Consider the following 16,243-nt stretch of genomic DNA (forward strand, 5'->3'; position numbering starts at 1 on the left):
AAAGGTCGTGTCGCGCCCCGCTCCCCGGCGACACCCCCGGCACACGGATCAACCGAAAGCGACCGCCATGCCCCACGTCGTCCCCCGCTCCCGCCCGCGCGGTCACCGGCGAACAGGACCGGCCACCGTCCTGCTCGCCGTGGCCTGCGCCCTCGCCCTGACCTCCTGCACCGGTGCGGCCGCGCCCGAGGACGCGTCGGCGGACGAGGGCATCCCCGCACTCTCCGAGAACCGGCTCCAGGTCCTGGAGGACGCCCCGGCGCCCGAACTCCCCGTCACAGTGGAGTCGGTCGTCCTCGACCCCTACCGCACCAGCGCGGACCCCCTGGAGTACGAGGAGGTCGAGGTCACCGACGCCAGCCGTGTCCTGCCGCTCACCGGTGGCCTCGCCGAGATCGTCTTCACCCTTGGTCTGGGCGACCAGGTGGTCGGTCGCGACGTGGCCGCCACCTTCGACGAGGCCTCGGACCTGCCGGTGATCAGCGAGGGCCACGACGTCTCCGCCGAGTCCGTCCTCGCACTCCAGCCCACGGTGGTCATCGCCGACACCCAGACCGGGCCGCCCGAGGTGATCGAGCAGGTCCAGCGAAGCGGTGTCCCGGTCGTCATCGTCGAGGAGGCCTGGTCCATCGACGAGATGTACCCGCGCTTCGAGCGCGTCGCCGAGGCGCTCGGCGTACCCGCCGCCGGAACCCGGCTGGTCGAACGCACCCGGGACCAGATGGCCGAGGTGCGCGAGGCCTCCCTGGAGACCAGTGGAGACCCCCTCGTCGCCTTCCTCTACCTGCGCGGCACCGCCGGGGTCTACCTCCTCGGCGGACCCGGCTCGGGCGCCGACGCCATGCTCGCCGAGATCGGGGCCAGGGACGCCGGGGTCGAGATGGGCCTGACCACACCCTTCACACCCATCACCACCGAGGCGCTCATCGAGGCCCAGCCGGACGTCCTCCTCGTCATGACCAAGGGCCTGGAGTCGGTCGGCGGTGTGGAGGGGCTGGTCGAGATCCCGGGCGTCGCCCAGACCCCCGCGGGCCGGAACGCGGCCGTCGTCGACTTCGAGGACGGCGTCCTGCTCAACTTCGGCCCCCGCACCCCGCAGGTCATCGTCTCCCTGGCCGAGGAGCTGGCCGCGATCCCCGACAGTGACGAGGGCACCGAGTGACCGCCCTGTCCCAACGACCCGCCGCCACCGAGGCGGCACCGAACCACGGAGGCCGGGGACTGCGACGACTGCGCGCCGGTCTCCTCCTCGGCGGCCTGTCCGTCGCCCTCGTGACCGTCGCGGTCATCGCCGCCGGAGTCGGCGCCTACCCCATCCCGGCGGGCCAGGTCGCCGCGTCCATACTCCAGGCGGTCGGGCTCGACGTCGGCGCCGAACCCGACCAGATCGCCAGGACCGTCCTGTGGGACGTACGCCTGCCCCGCGTCGTCCTGGCCGTCATGGTCGGCGCCGCCCTGGGCAGCGCGGGCGCCATCATGCAGGGCGTCTTCGGCAACCCCCTCGCCGAACCCGGAGTGATCGGGGTCTCCGCCGGTGCGGCCGTCGGCGCGATCGTCGTCATCTTCACCGGCGCCACCGTCCTCGGCCACTGGACCGTCATCGCCTCCTCCTTCGTGTTCGGACTCGGCACGACCCTGTTCGTCTACGTCTTCGCGCGCTCGGGCGGCCGCACCGAGGTGGTCACGCTCCTGCTCACCGGCATCGCGGTCAACGCCATCGCGGGTGCGGCGATCGGCCTGATGACCAACTTCTCCCAGGACGCCGAGATCCAGACCATCACCTTCTGGCAGCTGGGCAGCGTCTCCACCGCCACCTGGTCCAAGGTGGCGGCCATCGCGCCCTGCCTCCTCCTCGGACTGGCGGTCGTCCCCGTGTACGCGCGTCGCCTGGACCTGCTCGCCCTCGGCGAGGGGCCCGCCCGCCACCTGGGAGTGGACGTCGAACGCATGCGCCTGGTTCTCATCGGCGCCATGGCACTGCTCACCTCGGCGGCGGTCGCGTTCGCGGGGATCGTCGCCTTCGTGGGCCTGGTGGTCCCGCACATCATCCGCATGGTGACCGGTCCCGGCCACCGCGTGCTGCTGCCCGCCTCCGCGCTCGGCGGCGGACTGCTGCTGCTCGCCGCAGACCTGCTGGCCCGCACGGTCGCCGCGCCCGCCGAAATCCCCCTCGGCGTGGTCACCGCCGCCCTGGGCGGGCCGTTCTTCTTCTTCCTGCTGTACCGCACCCGCGCCAAGCAAGGAGGCTGGTCGTGAGCGCCGACACCACGGGCATCCCCGGTACCACCCGCACCACCCTCGACTCCGTGACGGGGACGGCCCCGCGGCGGTCGGCCCTCGCCCGAGGGTTCGCCGCCGCCGTGGCCCCCCTGACCAGGGCGCCAGCCCCACCCGCGCCCGTCGAACCCGGCTCCGAGGTGGTGCGCGCCGAGGACCTCACCGTCCGCAGGGGCGGGCGAGCCCTCCTCGACGGGGTCGACCTCACCGTCCGCGCCGGTGAACTGCTCGCCCTGGTCGGACCGAACGGCGCGGGCAAGTCCACCCTGCTGTCCGCGCTCTCCGGAGACGTCGCGGGAGGTACGTCCCGGGGCGATCGCGACTCGGGGACGGTACGCCTGCTCGGCCGCCCGCTGCCGGACTGGAACCCACCCGAACTGGCGCTGCGCCGGGCCGTCCTGCCCCAGGAGGCCGCGGTCAGCTTCCCCTTCTCCGTCGCCGAGCTCGTCGCGATGGGTCGCGCGCCCTGGGCCGGGCTCAGCACCCCGGACCGGGACGACGCCCTGGTCCGTACGGCCATGGAACGGGTCGGCGTGACCCACCTGGCCGACCGCCGCTTCCCCACGCTCTCGGGAGGCGAACGGGCCCGCGTCATGTTCGCCCGGGTCCTGGCCCAGGACACCCACCTGCTCCTCCTCGACGAACCGACCGCCGCGCTGGACATCCACCACCAGGAACTCGTACTGTCCATCGCGCGCGACCTCGCGACCCGCGGTGGGGCGGTTATCGTGGTCCTGCACGATTTGGGGCTTGCGGCCGCGTACGCCCATCGTGTGGCGGTACTCTCCGGAGGACAGGTCGCCGCGCGGGGAAACCCCACCGACGTGTTCAGCTCGTCGCTCCTCAGCGCTGTGTACCGACACGAGGTCGAAGTTCTGCCGCATCCGCGTACGGGGGTCCCGCTCGTCGTCCCCCTCCGGCCGCCCGGGTGCACACGAAAGCGTCCACAGGAGTAGGTCGTATTGGTGTCCACAACTGAACGGCAGTTCCATGATGAGCCCCACCCCTCGGGCGAGGGGCGCGAGCGGCCCCCAAGGGGCCGCCGTCGCCGCCCACGCAAACCACGGACCACCCCGGGCGACGTCGTCCGGGGGTTCGTCCGCTTCTTCGGCGAGGTCCTCCTGACGGTGGGTCTGCTGATGCTCTTCTACGCCGGCTACGAGGTGTACGGCTCCCAATGGGAGACCGACCGTGAGCAGCAGGGACTGGCCGACGGCCTCGACGAGGCCTGGGCCGCCGCCGACGAGCGCGGGCCGGACTCCGAACCCCTGCCCGGCAGCGCCGACAGCCGTCTGTACGTCCCGAGCCTGAACCTGGACTGGGTGGTGGTCAACGGCACCACGCCCGACGACATCCGCTACAGCCCGGGCCGCTACACCGAGTTCGACAGCGCGCCCGGCGAGCTCGGCAACTACGGCATCGCCGCGCACCGCACGCCCGGACTCTTCTGGGACCTGGACCTGCTCGACGACGGCGACGTCATGGTGCTGGAGGACGGCGAGAACTTCTACACCTACGAGGTCTTCCGTGAGGAGACCGTGCTCCCCGAGGACTTCTGGGTGGTCAACCCCGACCCCTTCGAGGAGGCCTCCGAGGAGGAGCCCGGACGGTCCCTGCTCACCCTCACCACGTGCGCGCCCAAGCTCAACAACACGCACCGGCTCATCGTCTGGGCCGAACTGACCGAGACCACACCCAAGTCCGAGGGCATGCCGGACAGCATCGCCCACATGGCTCCGGACGCCTAGGGGAAGGGACGCACGAATGTACGGACTGATCTGGCGCATCCTGCCCGGCCCCTGGGCCTCGAAGTTCATCATGTCGGTGGGTCTGCTGGCGGGCGCGGCGGCCCTGCTGTGGTTCTTCGCCTTCCCGGCGATCTCCCCGCACATGCCGTTCAACGACGGCGCGGTCGACATGACCGGCGTCGGGGGCGAGGCCCCCGAGGGGGAGGCCGACCCCGCCACCGGTGACGCGGACCCGGGGGAGTCAGAGGTCACCGGAGAGGGCTGAGGAGGCCGGGAGGCCCCGGGGACGCAAGGGGTCCCGACACGCATTCCGAAGTACGGCGCGGCGCGGTGCGACAAGCACCGTGCCGCTTGTCGTGGGGGTGTGCGGGGCGCCCGGAGCCCGGTGCCCGGGCCCGAGCTCCGGACACGCCCGGGGCGGCCGCTGTGCCCGGCGCCACCGCCGGGGCTCCCGATACGGTCTCCGGCGGCCGCTAACCTCAAGCAGGTGAGTAACGGGGGACGGAACGAATGACGGTGACGCAGACCACGACGGAGAACCGGCTGAGCGGTCTCCGTGCCTGGCAGCGGGAGGCCTTCGAGGAGTACTTCCGCAGGCAGCCACGCGACTTCCTCGCCGTGGCCACGCCCGGGGCGGGCAAGACGACCTTCGCCCTCACCCTGGCGAGCGAGCTCCTCCAGCGGCACGCGGTACGGGCGATCACCATCGTGTGCCCCACCGAGCACCTCAAGAAGCAGTGGGCCGAGGCGGCGGCCCGGTTCGGTATCGCCATCGACCCCGACTTCAAGAACGGGCAGGGCGCCCTCGGGCGCCAGTACGTCGGCGTGGCCGTGACCTACGCCCAGATCGCCGCCCACCCGATGCTGCACCGCAACCGGACCGAGGCGCGCAAGACCCTGGTCATCTTCGACGAGGTCCACCACGCGGGCGACGCCCTCTCGTGGGGCGACGCCGTCCGGGAGGCCTTCGACCCGGCCACACGGCGGCTCTCGCTCACCGGAACCCCGTTCCGCTCCGACATCAACCCCATCCCGTTCGTGGACTACGTCCAGGACGCGGCGGGGGTGCGCCGCTGCTCGTGGGACTACAGCTACGGGTACGCGCCCGCCCTCGAGGACGGGGTCGTGCGGCCCGTCATCTTCATGGCCTACTCCGGGGAGATGCGCTGGCGGACCCGGGCGGGCGACGAACTCGCCGCCCGACTCGGCGAACCCCTCACCCAGGACGCTCTGTCCCAGGCGTGGCGGGCCGCGCTCGATCCCAAGGGCGACTGGATCAAGAAGGTCCTGCACGCGGCCGACCGCAGGCTCACCGAGGTGCGCAAGACCCACCCGGACGCGGGCGGCCTGGTCATCGCGAGCGACCACGAGAACGCCCGCGCGTACTCGCGCATCCTCCGCCAGATCACCGGCAAGGGCGCCACGGTGGTGCTCTCCGACGACCCCACCGCATCCAAGAAGATCACCCGGTTCTCCAAGGGTGACGACCGCTGGATGGTCGCGGTCCGGATGGTCTCGGAGGGGGTCGACGTACCCCGCCTGATGGTGGGCGTGTACGCGACCTCCACCAGCACCGCGCTGTTCTTCGCGCAGGCCATCGGCCGTTTCGTGCGGGTGCGCCAGCGCGGCGAGGTGGCGTCGGTGTTCCTGCCCTCGGTGCCGACCCTGCTGGAGTACGCGGGGGAGATGGAGCGCGAGCGCGACCACGTCCTGGACAAGCAGCCCTCGGACGACGAGTACCCCGAGGAGGACCTCCTCAAGGAGGCCAACAAGAAGAAGGACACGCCGGACGCGGGGGAGGAGCTCCCCTTCGAGACCATGGAGTCGGCCGCCGAGTTCGACCGGGCGCTCTACGACGGCCTGGAGTACGGCGGCGGCGCGGCCGGGTCCAGCGAGGAGGAGGACTTCCTCGGGCTGCCCGGGCTGTTGGACCCCGACCAGGTGTCCCAGCTGCTGCGCAAGCGCAAGGCGGACATCCACGCGAGTCAGCTCAAGGCCAAGGGGAAGGCCGAGCCGGAGGATGAGTCGGGGCCCACACACGAGGTTTTGGCCGAGCTGCGCAAGGACCTGAGCAACCTGGTCGGCGCCTGGCACCACCGCACCGGCAAGCCGCACGGGGTGATCCACAACGAGCTGCGCCGCGCCTGCGGGGGGCCGTCGGTCGCGCAGGCCACACCGCCGCAGATCCGCGAGCGCATCGCCAAGCTCAGAGCCTGGGCCGTGGGCCAGAAGTAGGTTCGCGGCGCAGACCGGTGAGAGGGGCCGGTCCGGACTCGCCGCGGTCCGGAGGCCCCACACCGGCCGAAGAGGGCAAATACTTCGCAAGGTCGGGCAAGCTCGCCAAACGCTGGGCAATCATCTCACTACAGTGAGTGAGGTGATTCGACGAAGCCCACGCGGCGGCTCAGCCGCGACCTGGTCCGGCCTGACCCTGTGCGCACTCGCGCTGACCGGTCTGGTGGCGAGCTCGCTGCCAGAGACCGCGAATCCCGAACCCCAACGGACCGGGGTGACGGTCGCTGACCAGCACTGCCCGCCCGACTGGGACCCACGGGCCGTCGACGGCGTCGACACCGAGGCCCGGGCCGCCGCCAACAGGCTCTCCGACCCCGGCGCGGGCGGGAACGCCGACGTCGAGATCACCCCGGAGCAGGCCGCGGAGTACGAGGAACAGCTCCGCGAGGCCCTGGTCCCCCAGCGCGGACGCGAACTCGCCCCGCCGCACTCGGTGCCCGTCGTCGTGCACGTCATCTCCGCCCAGGACGGCCGGGGAGACGTGACCGACGAGCGCGTCCAGGAGCAGATCGACGTCCTCAACAAGGCCTACCGGGGCGACTACGCGGTCGGTTCCGAGGGCACCGACACCGGCTTCAGCTTCGAGCTCTCGGACGTCACCCGCAACGTCAACGACGCCTGGTTCGAGGATTTCAACCGGTACCGCGACACCATCCGTTCCGATCTGCGCCAGGGCGGACCCGAGACGCTCAACGTCTACACCACGCAGCTCGACTCCGGCCTCCTCGGCTACTCGACCTTCCCCCAGGACTACGCGGACGACCCCGACCAGGACGGCGTCGTCATCGCGCACGACACCTTCCCGGGCGGGACGCGCGACCGCTTCAACGAGGGCCACACCGGCACCCACGAGGTCGGCCACTGGCTGGGCCTGTTCCACACGTTCCAGAACGGCTGCGAGAGCCCCGGGGACTACGTGGACGACACCCCGTACGAACGCGAGGCGGCGGCGGGCTGCCCGGAGGGACGGGACAGCTGCCCCGACCTCCCGGGACTCGACCCCGTCACCAATTTCATGAACTACAGCGACGACGCCTGCATGACCCACTTCACCCCGGGGCAGTCGGTCCGCATGGCCGAGCACTGGGAGGCCTTCCGTGGGGGCTCGGCCCGCGTCTGATCAGCCCCCGGTTGCCACGCGCACGGCACCCCGCCCCGGCGGGGCGCCGTCCGCGCGTCCGGGGCCGGGCGGCGGTCAGTCATCGGGTGGTGGGCGTCGATAGGCTGGGGGCATGGCAGCGAACACCTATCTGACCGGGATCAAGCCCACCGGTGACTTCCATCTGGGCAACTACGTCGGCGCGATCAAGCCCGCCCTCGCGGCGGCCGAGGGCTACGACACCTTCTACTTCATCGCGGACTACCACGCGCTCAACATCATCAAGGACGCGGACGAGCTCCGCCAGAGCATCCGGTCGGGCGCTGCCACCTGGCTGGCCTGCGGCCTCGACCCGGAACGCACGGTCTTCTACCGTCAGTCCAGCATCCCCGAGACCTTCGAACTCACCACCATCCTGAGCACCCTCACCCCCAAGGGACTCATGAACCGCGCGCACGCCTACAAGGCCGCGCGCGACCGCAACAACGAGGCGGGCGTCACCGAACTCGACGCCGGGATCAACATGGGGCTGTACGTTTACCCCGTGCTCATGGCCGCCGACATCCTCATCATGGAGGGCGAACGCGTCCCCGTGGGGCGCGACCAGTCCCAGCACATCGAGTACACCGCCGACATCGCCGGGTACTTCAACCACCGGTACGGCGACAGCTACAGCTTCCCCATCCCCAAGGGCGTCATCGACGACAGCGAAGCCAGCATCCTGCCCGGGACCGACGGCCGCAAGATGAGCAAGTCCTACGACAACCACATCCCGCTCTTCCTGCCGGAGAAGAAGCTCCGCAAGGCCATCAACCGCATCCCCACCGACTCCACCCCGGTCGAGGACCCCAAGGACCCGGACTCCTCGATCCCCTTCCAGCTGCTCACGCACTTCGCCGACGCGGAGAAGGTGGCCGACGTGCGCCAGCGCCTTGAGGCGGGCGGCATGGGCTGGGGTGACCTCAAGAAGGAGCTCTTCGAGGCGGTCAACACCGAACTCGGCCCGAAGCGCGAGCGCTACGAGGAGCTCATGGCCTCGAAGACCGAGCTCGACGAGATCCTCGACTCCGGTCTCGAGCGCGCCCGTTCGCGGGCTCGCCGGGTGCTGGCGGACGTTCGCGCCGCCATCGGCATCGACTAGGGCGTGTTTTTTTGATGCTTGCGCCGGTGGCGGCGGAGCCGCCATCGATGCGAGCGGCTGTCTCCCCTCCTGTGCGCTGCTCCGCAGCCTCGCACAGCGGGGGCCCGCCCGGGGTTGGCTGTCCGAGCTTCATCGGCGCGGCGAGAGGCAGCCTGGTGGAAACGCGAGGACACCGCGCCGCAGGCGTCCGTTGAGGGTGGTGGCGGGCGACGGGTGGGAGGAATGATCCACAAAACACGACCCAGCTCCGAGACGCGATCGGGGGCGGGGGTGACCAGGTCACCACCGCCCCCGTCGTCATAGGTGCCGGGGGCGGGAGCGCCCCGCGGGCTCAGCCGACGAGCGGCTCACCCTCCAGGGTCACGCCGGCCTCGCGCAGCCGCTCCAGCGCCGTGTCCACCGTGGGCGCGGAGACCCCCGCCGTCAGGTCGAGCAGCACCCGGGTCCGCAACCCCTCCTTCCGGGCGTCCACGGCCGTCGCGCGAACGCAGTGGTCGGTGGCGACCCCCACCACGTCCACCTCGTCCACGTCGTGATCGCGCAGCCACGCCGCCAGGGTCGTCTCGCCGTCCCCGGCCGTGCCCTCGAACCCGCTGTAGGCCGCCTCGTACTGCCCCTTGCTGAAGACCTCCTCGGCCAGGGATTCGTCGAAGTCGGCGTGGAACTCCGCGCCGGGCGTGCCCGCCACGCAGTGCCGGGGCCAGCTGTCCACGAAGTCGGGGTTCTCCGAGAAGTGCGCTCCCGGGTCGATGTGGTGGTCACGGGTGGCGACGACATGGTCGTATCCGCCCACCCGCGCGTGCTCGGTGACGGCCGCCGCGGTACGGGCCGCTCCGGTCACGCCCAGGCTGCCGCCCTCACAGAAGTCGTTCTGAAGATCCACCACGATGAGTGCCCTTGTCATGCGGCACCTCGCTTCCTAGTCGTCGGGAGTCGCTGGGATGGGTGGGGTCCGACGGATCCATTGGACCACGTCCGACGCCGCCAGGTCAGTGGAAGACGGTCGACAGCGCGACGTCGCCACGGGACATCCGCAGAGCCTGCTCGGGGAGTTCGGCCACCGTCGCGCGGTGGCGCGCCCGCGCCTCCCGCACGCTCTCACGCCCCACGACCTCACCGTCGGTGACCAGCGGCCGCAGCAGCGGCCGGGTCCCGACCTGCTCGGTGGGCTCGTGCGGGTACACCTCCTCGGACACGGCGACGCCCCTGTCGTCCAACCGGCGGACCGCCCACTTGCGGCCGCCCCGGCTCGGCTTGCCGACCGAGCGCTTGGCGACCGGCTCCAACGGGGCGTCCGGCTCCAGGCCGCGCGCCCGCGCGACCAGCTTGTAGACCAGTGAGACGGTCGGGGCGCCCGAACCCGTCACCAGGGACGTACCCACTCCGTATCCGTCCACCGGGGCCACCGCCAACGCCTGGATCGAGTGTTCGTCCAGGTCGCCGGTGACCACGATCCTGGTCCCGGTGGCGCCGAGGTCGTCCAGCTGCTTGCGGACCCGGGAGGCGGTGGCCCCCAGGTCCCCGGAGTCGATGCGGACGGCGCCCAGCTCGGGCCCGGCCAGCTCCACCGCGTGCCGCACCGCGCGCTCCACGTCGTAGGTGTCCACGAGGAGCGTGGTCCCCGGTCCCATGGACTCCAACTGGGCCTTGAAGGCGTGCCGTTCGCTGTCGTGCAGAAGCGTGAACGCGTGCGCGGCCGTGCCGCCGGTCGGCACCCCGTAGGTGCGCCCCGCCTCCAGGTTGGAGGAGGTCGAGAACCCGGCCAGGTAGGCGGCGCGGGCCGCGGCGACCGCCGACCGCTCGTGGGTGCGCCGGGAACCCATCTCGATGAGGGGGCGGTCTCCCGCGGCCACGCACATCCGGGTGGCGGCGGAGGCGATCGCGCTGTCGTGGTTGTACACGGACAGCGCGAGGGTCTCCAGGATCACGGCCTCGGCGAAGGTGCCCTCCACGACCAGGATCGGCGACCCCGGGAAGTAGGCCTCGCCCTCGCCGTAACCCCACACGTTCCCGGAGAACCGGTACTCCGAGAGCCAGTCCAGTGTGGTCTCGTCCACGACGCCGTGGTCGGAGAGGAAGTCCAGTTCCTCGCGGCCGAAGCGGAAGCGCTCCAGCAGGTCCAGGAAACGGCCGTTCCCCGCCACGACCCCGTAGCGGCGGCCCTCCGGCAGGCGTCGGGCGAACATCTCGAACACCGACCGGCGCGCGGCGGCCCCGCTGTGCAGGGCTCCCTGGAGCATCGTCAGTTCGTAGTGGTCGGTGAGCAGCGCGCTGCTGCTGTCCTCGGTCATAGGGGCGAGCCTACGTGTTCCGCTCCGGGCCGGTACGGGCGCCCCACCTGCGTCGGGGCGTCGCCCGGAGTGACCTCCCTCGCATGAATACCCACTTGGTTGGTAGAGAAGCGGTTGTGGGTACCCTGGAGCCATGCTGAGGATCGACCGCTCCATCCACGACCAGATCGTCGCCCACGCGCGACGCGACCACCCCGACGAGGCGTGCGGAGTCGTCGCGGGGCCCGAGGGCTCCGACCGCCCGGAGCGGATCATCGAGATGCTGAACGCGGCACGCTCCCCGACGTTCTACGAGTTCGACTCGACCGAGTACAAGAAGGTCTACGACGAACTGTGGGACCGCGACGAGGAGTTCGTGGTGATCTACCACTCCCACACGGCGACCGAGGCCCACCCCTCGCGGACCGACATCACGTACGCCCAGTGGCCCCAGGCCCACTACGTCCTCGTGTCCACCCGCGAGCCCGACACCGCCGAGTTCCGTTCCTTCCGGATCATCGACGGTGAGGTCACCGAGGAACCCGTCGAGATCGTCGACGGCGGCGCCTCCGGCACGGACCGGTAGGAACGCAGCCACCCGACGGGCGCCCGGCGCCACGGCCCACGGAATGCCAACGGCGGGCCGCCTGTTGGACCTGAACGCACAACAACGACCGTTAACGGAGTCACCTTCATGGCCATCGAGGTCCGCATCCCCACCATCCTGCGCAACCTGACCAACGACGCCAAGGTCGTCCAGGGGTCCGGCGACACCATCAGCGAGCTGATCAGCGACCTGGACCAGCAGTACCCCGGCATCGCGGAGCGCCTGGTGGAGGGCGGCAAGCTGCGCCGGTTCATCAACGTCTACCTGAACGACGAGGACGTCCGATTCGTGGGCGGTCTCGAAGCCAAGCTCTCCGACGGCGACAACGTGACCGTGCTGCCCGCCGTCGCGGGCGGCTCCCGCTGAGGAAGCCATGCGCTACGACTCCCTGCTCGACTCCCTCGGAGGCACGCCGCTGGTCGGCCTGCCTCGGCTCTCGCCTTCGCCGGAGGTCCGGCTGTGGGCGAAGCTGGAGGACCGCAACCCCACCGGCTCGATCAAGGACCGCGCCGCGTTCTTCATGATCGAGCAGGCCGAGAAGGACGGGCTGCTCTCCCCGGGGTGCACCATCCTGGAGCCGACGTCGGGGAACACCGGCATCTCGCTGGCCATGGTCGCCAAACTGCGCGGCTACCGCATGGTCTGCGTCATGCCGGAGAACACCTCCGGTGAACGCAAGCAGCTCCTCGCCATGTGGGGTGCCGAGGTCCACTACTCCGACGCCGCGGGCGGCTCCAACGAGGCCGTCCGGGTCGCCAAGGAGATGGCCTCGCGCAACCCCGACTGGGTGATGCTCTACCAGTACGGCAACCACGCCAACGCGCGGGCCCACTACGAGACCACCGGGCCCGAGCTGCTGGCGGACCTGCCGGAGATCACGCACTTCGTGGCGGGGCTCGGTACCACCGGAACCCTCATGGGGGTCGGCCGGTACCTGCGCGAGCACAGGCCGGACGTGCGGATCGTGGCCGCCGAGCCGAGGTACGGGGAGCTGGTCTACGGGCTGCGCAACCTCGACGAGGGTTTCGTCCCCGAGCTCTACGACGAGTCCGTCCTCACCACGCGTTTCTCCGTCCCCTCGGAGGCGGCGCTCCGGCGGACCCGCGAGCTCCTGAACAAGGAGGGCGTCTTCGCGGGCATCTCCACGGGCGGAGCCCTCCACGCGGCCCTCGGCATGGCCCGCAAGGCCGAACAGGCCGGTGAGCGGGCCGACATCGCGTTCGTCATCGCCGACGCCGGATGGAAGTACCTCTCCACCGGCGCCTACGAGGGCACCCTCGAGGAGGCGGAGGAGCGTCTGGACGGCCAGCTCTGGGCCTGATCCAGCCTCCGACGCCGCCTTGAGGCGGCGTCGCCACGGTGTCTCGGAGGCCGGTTCCCCGTGGGGGACCGGCCTCCGCTCCGTCGCCCCGCAGGTCAGTTCCTGTCCTGAACTCGGGAGCGGTGAATCGGTCAAATCTGGTCAATCGGTGTGAAAAATTCACACGTGATGCACGTCGCCTGAGATGCGGGCCACATTTTGTACCACCCAGGCGGTCATTGGGGTACACCCGTAACAACGGGACATCCGCAGAACCAGCCGCCCACCGCTCACCCCGCACACGTCACCAAGGGGCCACGGAAGCAGTGCGGCCGATCGAAAAGGCGACGACGACGTGCGACTCACGATTATCGGGTCCTCCGGGAGCTTCCCCGGGCCGGACAGTCCGGCCTCCTGTTACCTGGTGGAGGCGGACGGGTTCCGGCTCCTCCTCGACCTGGGCAACGGCGCCCTCGGCGCCCTCCAGCGCCACGCCGACCTGTACTCCGTCGACGCCGTCTACCTCAGCCACCTGCACACCGACCACTGCGCGGACATGTGTGCCTACTGGGTCGCCCGCATGTACTCGCCCGGCGGCGCCAAACCCCCGATCCCCGTGTACGGCCCCGTGGGCGTGGCGGACCGCCTCGCGGAGATCTACGGTCTGGCCCCCGACCCCGGGATGACCGAGGTCTTCGACTTCCGCGAACTCACCCAGGGTGAGTTCCGGATCGGGCCCATGACCGCCCGCGTCGCCCGCGTCAACCACCCCGTCGACGCCTTCGGCATCCGCCTGGAGCACGACGGTGTCAGCCTCGCCTACTCCGGCGACACCGGCACCTGCGACTCACTGGTCGACCTCGCCCGCGACACCGACCTCTTCCTGTGCGAGGCGGCCTTCCACGACCACCTCGAACACCCGAAGGACATGCACCTCACGGGCAGCGAGGCGGGCGACCACGCCACCAGGGCCGGGGCGCGCAAGCTGCTGCTGACCCACCTGGTGCCGTGGAACGACGACGACATCACGCTGGCCGAGGCGCGGAGCACCTACGAGGGCCCCATCGAGCTGGCCCGGGGCGGACAGGTCCGCGAGATCGGCGTCTGACCCCGGCCGGTCCGCGGCACCGGTACTCCGACCCGACCGAAACACGGTGGGTCACGGACACACAGGGTCACGAATGCGGCAGGGCCGGGACTGTGTGAGTGGAGAAGTAGTGGGGCCCGTGTGGCACGGGTCCCACCGTCGCCGGTAGCGCCCGACTCCAGCACCGTGGAACACCGTGCCGATATACGCTCGTGTCCATGGCTCGACCTGACGGACGCGTTCCGACCCAACTCCGCCCAGTGAACATCCACCGCAACTGGCTCCGCCACGCGGAGGGCTCCGCCCTCATCGAGTTCGGGGACACCCGCGTGCTCTGCGCGGCCACCGTCGAGGACGGTGTGCCCCGTTGGCGCCGGGGCACCGGCGAGGGCTGGGTCACCGCCGAGTACGCGATGCTCCCGCGCTCCACGGACACCCGGGGCGCCCGTGAGTCCGTACGCGGCAAGATCGGCGGCCGCACCCACGAGATCTCCCGCCTGATCGGCCGCTCCCTGCGCGCCGTCGTCGACTTCAAGGCGATGGGCGAACACACCATCACCCTCGACTGCGACGTGCTCCAGGCTGACGGCGGCACCCGTACCGCCGCGATCACGGGTGCCTACGTGGCCCTGGCCGACGCGATGAAGCACCTGCGCAAGCGGCGCAAGCTCAAGAACAACCCGCTGACCGGCTCGGTGGCCGCCGTCAGCGTCGGCGTGGTCCAGGGCCAGCCCCGGCTGGACCTGAACTACCTGGAGGACTCGGTCGCTGACACCGACATGAACGTCGTGCTCACCGGCGACGGGAAGTTCGTGGAGGTGCAGGGCACCGCCGAGGGCCAGGGCGCCGCCTTCGACCGCGAACTGCTGAACAAGCTGCTCGACCTCGCCGCAGGCGGGTGCGAGGAGCTGACCGCCATCCAGAAGAAGGCCCTGTCGGAGTGACTGTCGCGAGCGGGGACGGTCCTGAGGACCGTCCCCGCTCCCAGGGGGAGGAAGCCCCTTGAGGACCAACGGTGAGAGTGGAGGAGGCACGGTGAAGCTCGTCCTTGCGACGCGTAACGCGAAGAAGGTGCCGGAGATGCGCGCCATCCTGGCCGAGGCCGGTGTGTCGGCGGAGGTCCTGGCCCTGGACGCGTTCCCGGACGCGCCCGAGGTGCCCGAGACCGAACCCTCCTTCATCGGCAATGCCCTGCTCAAGGCACGGGCGATCGCGGCGCACACGGGGCTCCCGGCCGTCGCGGACGACTCCGGTCTCAGCGTGGACGAACTCCGGGGCATGCCCGGGGTGCTGTCCGCCCGTTGGGCCGGGCGGTTCGGCGAGGGCGACCAGGACCGGGCCAATCTGGACCTGGTGCTGGACCAGCTCGCCGACACCCCCGCCGACCGCAGGGGAGCGGAGTTCGTCTGCGCCGCGGTCCTGGTGATGCCGGACGGGATCGAGGCCGTGGCGGAGGGTGTCCTGCGGGGCCGACTGGTCGGCGAACGCCGGGGGGAGAACGGGTTCGGCTACGACCCGGTCTTCGTCCCCGAGGGGGAGACCCGTACGGCGGCCGAGCTGTCGCCCGAGGAGAAGAACGCGATCAGCCACCGGGGGATCGCCTTCCGGCAGCTCGCCAGAGAACTGGCGGAGATCGTCTGAGCGATCCGACCGGGATTCCGGTCGGATCACCGGTGGTTGAGGGCGGGGAGGGGCCGAGTCGGGCCCTCCCCGCCCTCGCTCGTCCTCTGGGACCGGAGCAGGGACGAAGGAAGCGGAAAAGAAATCCCGCGCCGTGTTTGGCGGGAGCGCGGTTGGGCAGGATGGTCAATGTCTGACAAGCAAGCCACGCGAACCGCCGGTCCCCGTGTGTGGGACCGAGTCGAACGGGGCGTCGCTCCGCGGACCAGCGAGGAACCCGGGATCACGGGGGCTTCCGGGTCGGCGCGGAACGTTCGGAAGATCGGGATCCCTCCCACGGTCCGGACGGATTTGACGTCCGACGGTTCAGCTACCTAGACTCACCGAGTCGCTGCGGGACGGCGAGCGGGACCCTCCGGGTCTCGACTCGGAACCGGGCCGCGGATCACCGACAACCTCCTTCACAGGCACGATGGTTCGAGCAGTCGCTCGGGGCATGTAGGCTCAGGGAGTTGCTTCAAAAGCCCGGCGGAAACGCGGGGCGAAAGAAGCACCGGGAATTCTTTCTCCGGATCAGGTTTGAAGCAAAAACGCCGATTTGGCGGGGCGCGGAACACCTGATAAAGTAAAGACACAACAGCGGAAACGCAAAAAGCCTTCTCCGGAAGAGCAGACGGAACTTCGGTTCTGGCGCTTGTACGGGAAGAGTGATTGTTTCTTGAGAACTCAACAGCGCGTGTTTGATTTTCTTTAAGCCATGTTTGTTTTGGCCCCGACGCACTTCGGTGCGTAGGGTTCC

General features: G+C 70.4%; 17 protein-coding genes. 14 read left to right on the plus strand and 3 right to left on the minus strand.

Features of this window, described 5'->3' with window-relative positions; all coding sequences use genetic code 11:
* The first annotated feature begins 67 nt into the window (after positions 1 to 67).
* The 8 genes from ADX84_RS18590 to ADX84_RS18625 all read left to right on the plus strand — a co-directional run bounded on the left by ADX84_RS18590 (position 68) and on the right by ADX84_RS18625 (position 8,560).
* Positions 68 to 1,162 (plus strand): hemin ABC transporter substrate-binding protein, encoded by a 1,095-nt coding sequence (locus ADX84_RS18590; protein ID WP_049576579.1) that lies wholly within the window; start codon positions 68 to 70, stop codon positions 1,160 to 1,162.
* Positions 1,159 to 2,256, plus strand: a complete 1,098-nt coding sequence (locus tag ADX84_RS18595) for an iron ABC transporter permease (protein WP_199776637.1) — start codon at positions 1,159 to 1,161, stop codon at positions 2,254 to 2,256. The genes ADX84_RS18590 and ADX84_RS18595 overlap by 4 nt, the downstream gene beginning before the upstream one ends.
* Before the next feature lie 50 nt (positions 2,257 to 2,306).
* A complete protein-coding gene (locus ADX84_RS18600; protein WP_156208128.1) occupies positions 2,307 to 3,233 on the plus strand; it encodes a heme ABC transporter ATP-binding protein in 927 nt (308 codons plus the stop codon).
* 6 nt (positions 3,234 to 3,239) lie between these two features.
* Positions 3,240 to 4,025 (plus strand): class E sortase, encoded by a 786-nt coding sequence (locus tag ADX84_RS18605; protein ID WP_049576582.1) that lies wholly within the window; start codon positions 3,240 to 3,242, stop codon positions 4,023 to 4,025.
* Between the two features lie 16 nt (positions 4,026 to 4,041).
* On the plus strand, positions 4,042 to 4,290 hold the full coding sequence (locus ADX84_RS18610; protein ID WP_049576584.1) for a hypothetical protein: 249 nt from the start codon (positions 4,042 to 4,044) through the stop codon (positions 4,288 to 4,290).
* Between the two features lie 245 nt (positions 4,291 to 4,535).
* The gene (locus ADX84_RS18615) at positions 4,536 to 6,260 is read left to right on the plus strand and encodes a DEAD/DEAH box helicase (RefSeq protein ID WP_049576587.1); all 1,725 of its coding nucleotides are present in this window, start codon (positions 4,536 to 4,538) and stop codon (positions 6,258 to 6,260) included.
* 142 nt (positions 6,261 to 6,402) lie between these two features.
* Positions 6,403 to 7,440, plus strand: coding sequence for a zinc metalloprotease (locus ADX84_RS18620; RefSeq protein WP_049576589.1), 1,038 nt, complete (start codon positions 6,403 to 6,405; stop codon positions 7,438 to 7,440).
* 112 nt (positions 7,441 to 7,552) lie between these two features.
* Positions 7,553 to 8,560: a tryptophan--tRNA ligase gene (locus ADX84_RS18625; RefSeq protein ID WP_049576593.1), complete on the plus strand. Its 1,008-nt coding sequence runs from the start codon at positions 7,553 to 7,555 to the stop codon at positions 8,558 to 8,560.
* 331 nt (positions 8,561 to 8,891) lie between these two features.
* Here the strand turns inward: ADX84_RS18625 and ADX84_RS18630 are convergent, their stop codons facing one another.
* A complete protein-coding gene (locus tag ADX84_RS18630; RefSeq protein WP_049576597.1) occupies positions 8,892 to 9,464 on the minus strand; it encodes an isochorismatase family protein in 573 nt (190 codons plus the stop codon).
* Positions 9,465 to 9,549: 85 nt separating this feature from the next.
* Positions 9,550 to 10,851 carry a nicotinate phosphoribosyltransferase gene (locus tag ADX84_RS18635; protein ID WP_049576603.1) on the minus strand — a complete coding sequence of 434 codons (1,302 nt, stop codon included), beginning with the start codon at positions 10,849 to 10,851 and terminating at the stop codon, positions 9,550 to 9,552.
* Positions 10,852 to 10,984: 133 nt separating this feature from the next.
* On the opposite strand from ADX84_RS18635, the gene ADX84_RS18640 reads away from it, so the two are divergent.
* The 6 genes from ADX84_RS18640 (at position 10,985) to rdgB (ending at position 15,465) form a co-directional block, all read left to right on the plus strand.
* A complete protein-coding gene (locus ADX84_RS18640; protein WP_049576608.1) occupies positions 10,985 to 11,416 on the plus strand; it encodes a Mov34/MPN/PAD-1 family protein in 432 nt (143 codons plus the stop codon).
* A gap of 108 nt (positions 11,417 to 11,524) precedes the next feature.
* Positions 11,525 to 11,803 (plus strand): MoaD family protein, encoded by a 279-nt coding sequence (locus ADX84_RS18645; RefSeq protein ID WP_049576612.1) that lies wholly within the window; start codon positions 11,525 to 11,527, stop codon positions 11,801 to 11,803.
* A 7-nt stretch (positions 11,804 to 11,810) separates the two neighbouring features.
* A complete protein-coding gene (locus tag ADX84_RS18650; protein WP_049576615.1) occupies positions 11,811 to 12,758 on the plus strand; it encodes a PLP-dependent cysteine synthase family protein in 948 nt (315 codons plus the stop codon).
* A 334-nt stretch (positions 12,759 to 13,092) separates the two neighbouring features.
* Positions 13,093 to 13,845 carry an MBL fold metallo-hydrolase gene (locus ADX84_RS18655; RefSeq protein WP_049576620.1) on the plus strand — a complete coding sequence of 251 codons (753 nt, stop codon included), beginning with the start codon at positions 13,093 to 13,095 and terminating at the stop codon, positions 13,843 to 13,845.
* A gap of 197 nt (positions 13,846 to 14,042) precedes the next feature.
* Entirely contained in the window at positions 14,043 to 14,768 is a 726-nt protein-coding gene (rph, locus tag ADX84_RS18660; protein WP_082206608.1) for a ribonuclease PH, read from the plus strand.
* Positions 14,769 to 14,859: 91 nt separating this feature from the next.
* On the plus strand, positions 14,860 to 15,465 hold the full coding sequence (gene rdgB, locus ADX84_RS18665; RefSeq protein WP_049576625.1) for an RdgB/HAM1 family non-canonical purine NTP pyrophosphatase: 606 nt from the start codon (positions 14,860 to 14,862) through the stop codon (positions 15,463 to 15,465).
* Between the two features lie 440 nt (positions 15,466 to 15,905).
* Here rdgB and ADX84_RS26725 read toward each other — a convergent pair.
* A partial coding sequence (locus ADX84_RS26725; RefSeq protein ID WP_234004062.1) for a hypothetical protein occupies positions 15,906 to 16,243 on the minus strand: 338 nt, incomplete at its 5' end.

The organism is Nocardiopsis sp. SBT366 (assembly GCF_001083815.1).
In the GTDB taxonomy this organism is placed as follows: Bacteria; Actinomycetota; Actinomycetes; order Streptosporangiales; family Streptosporangiaceae; genus Nocardiopsis; species Nocardiopsis prasina.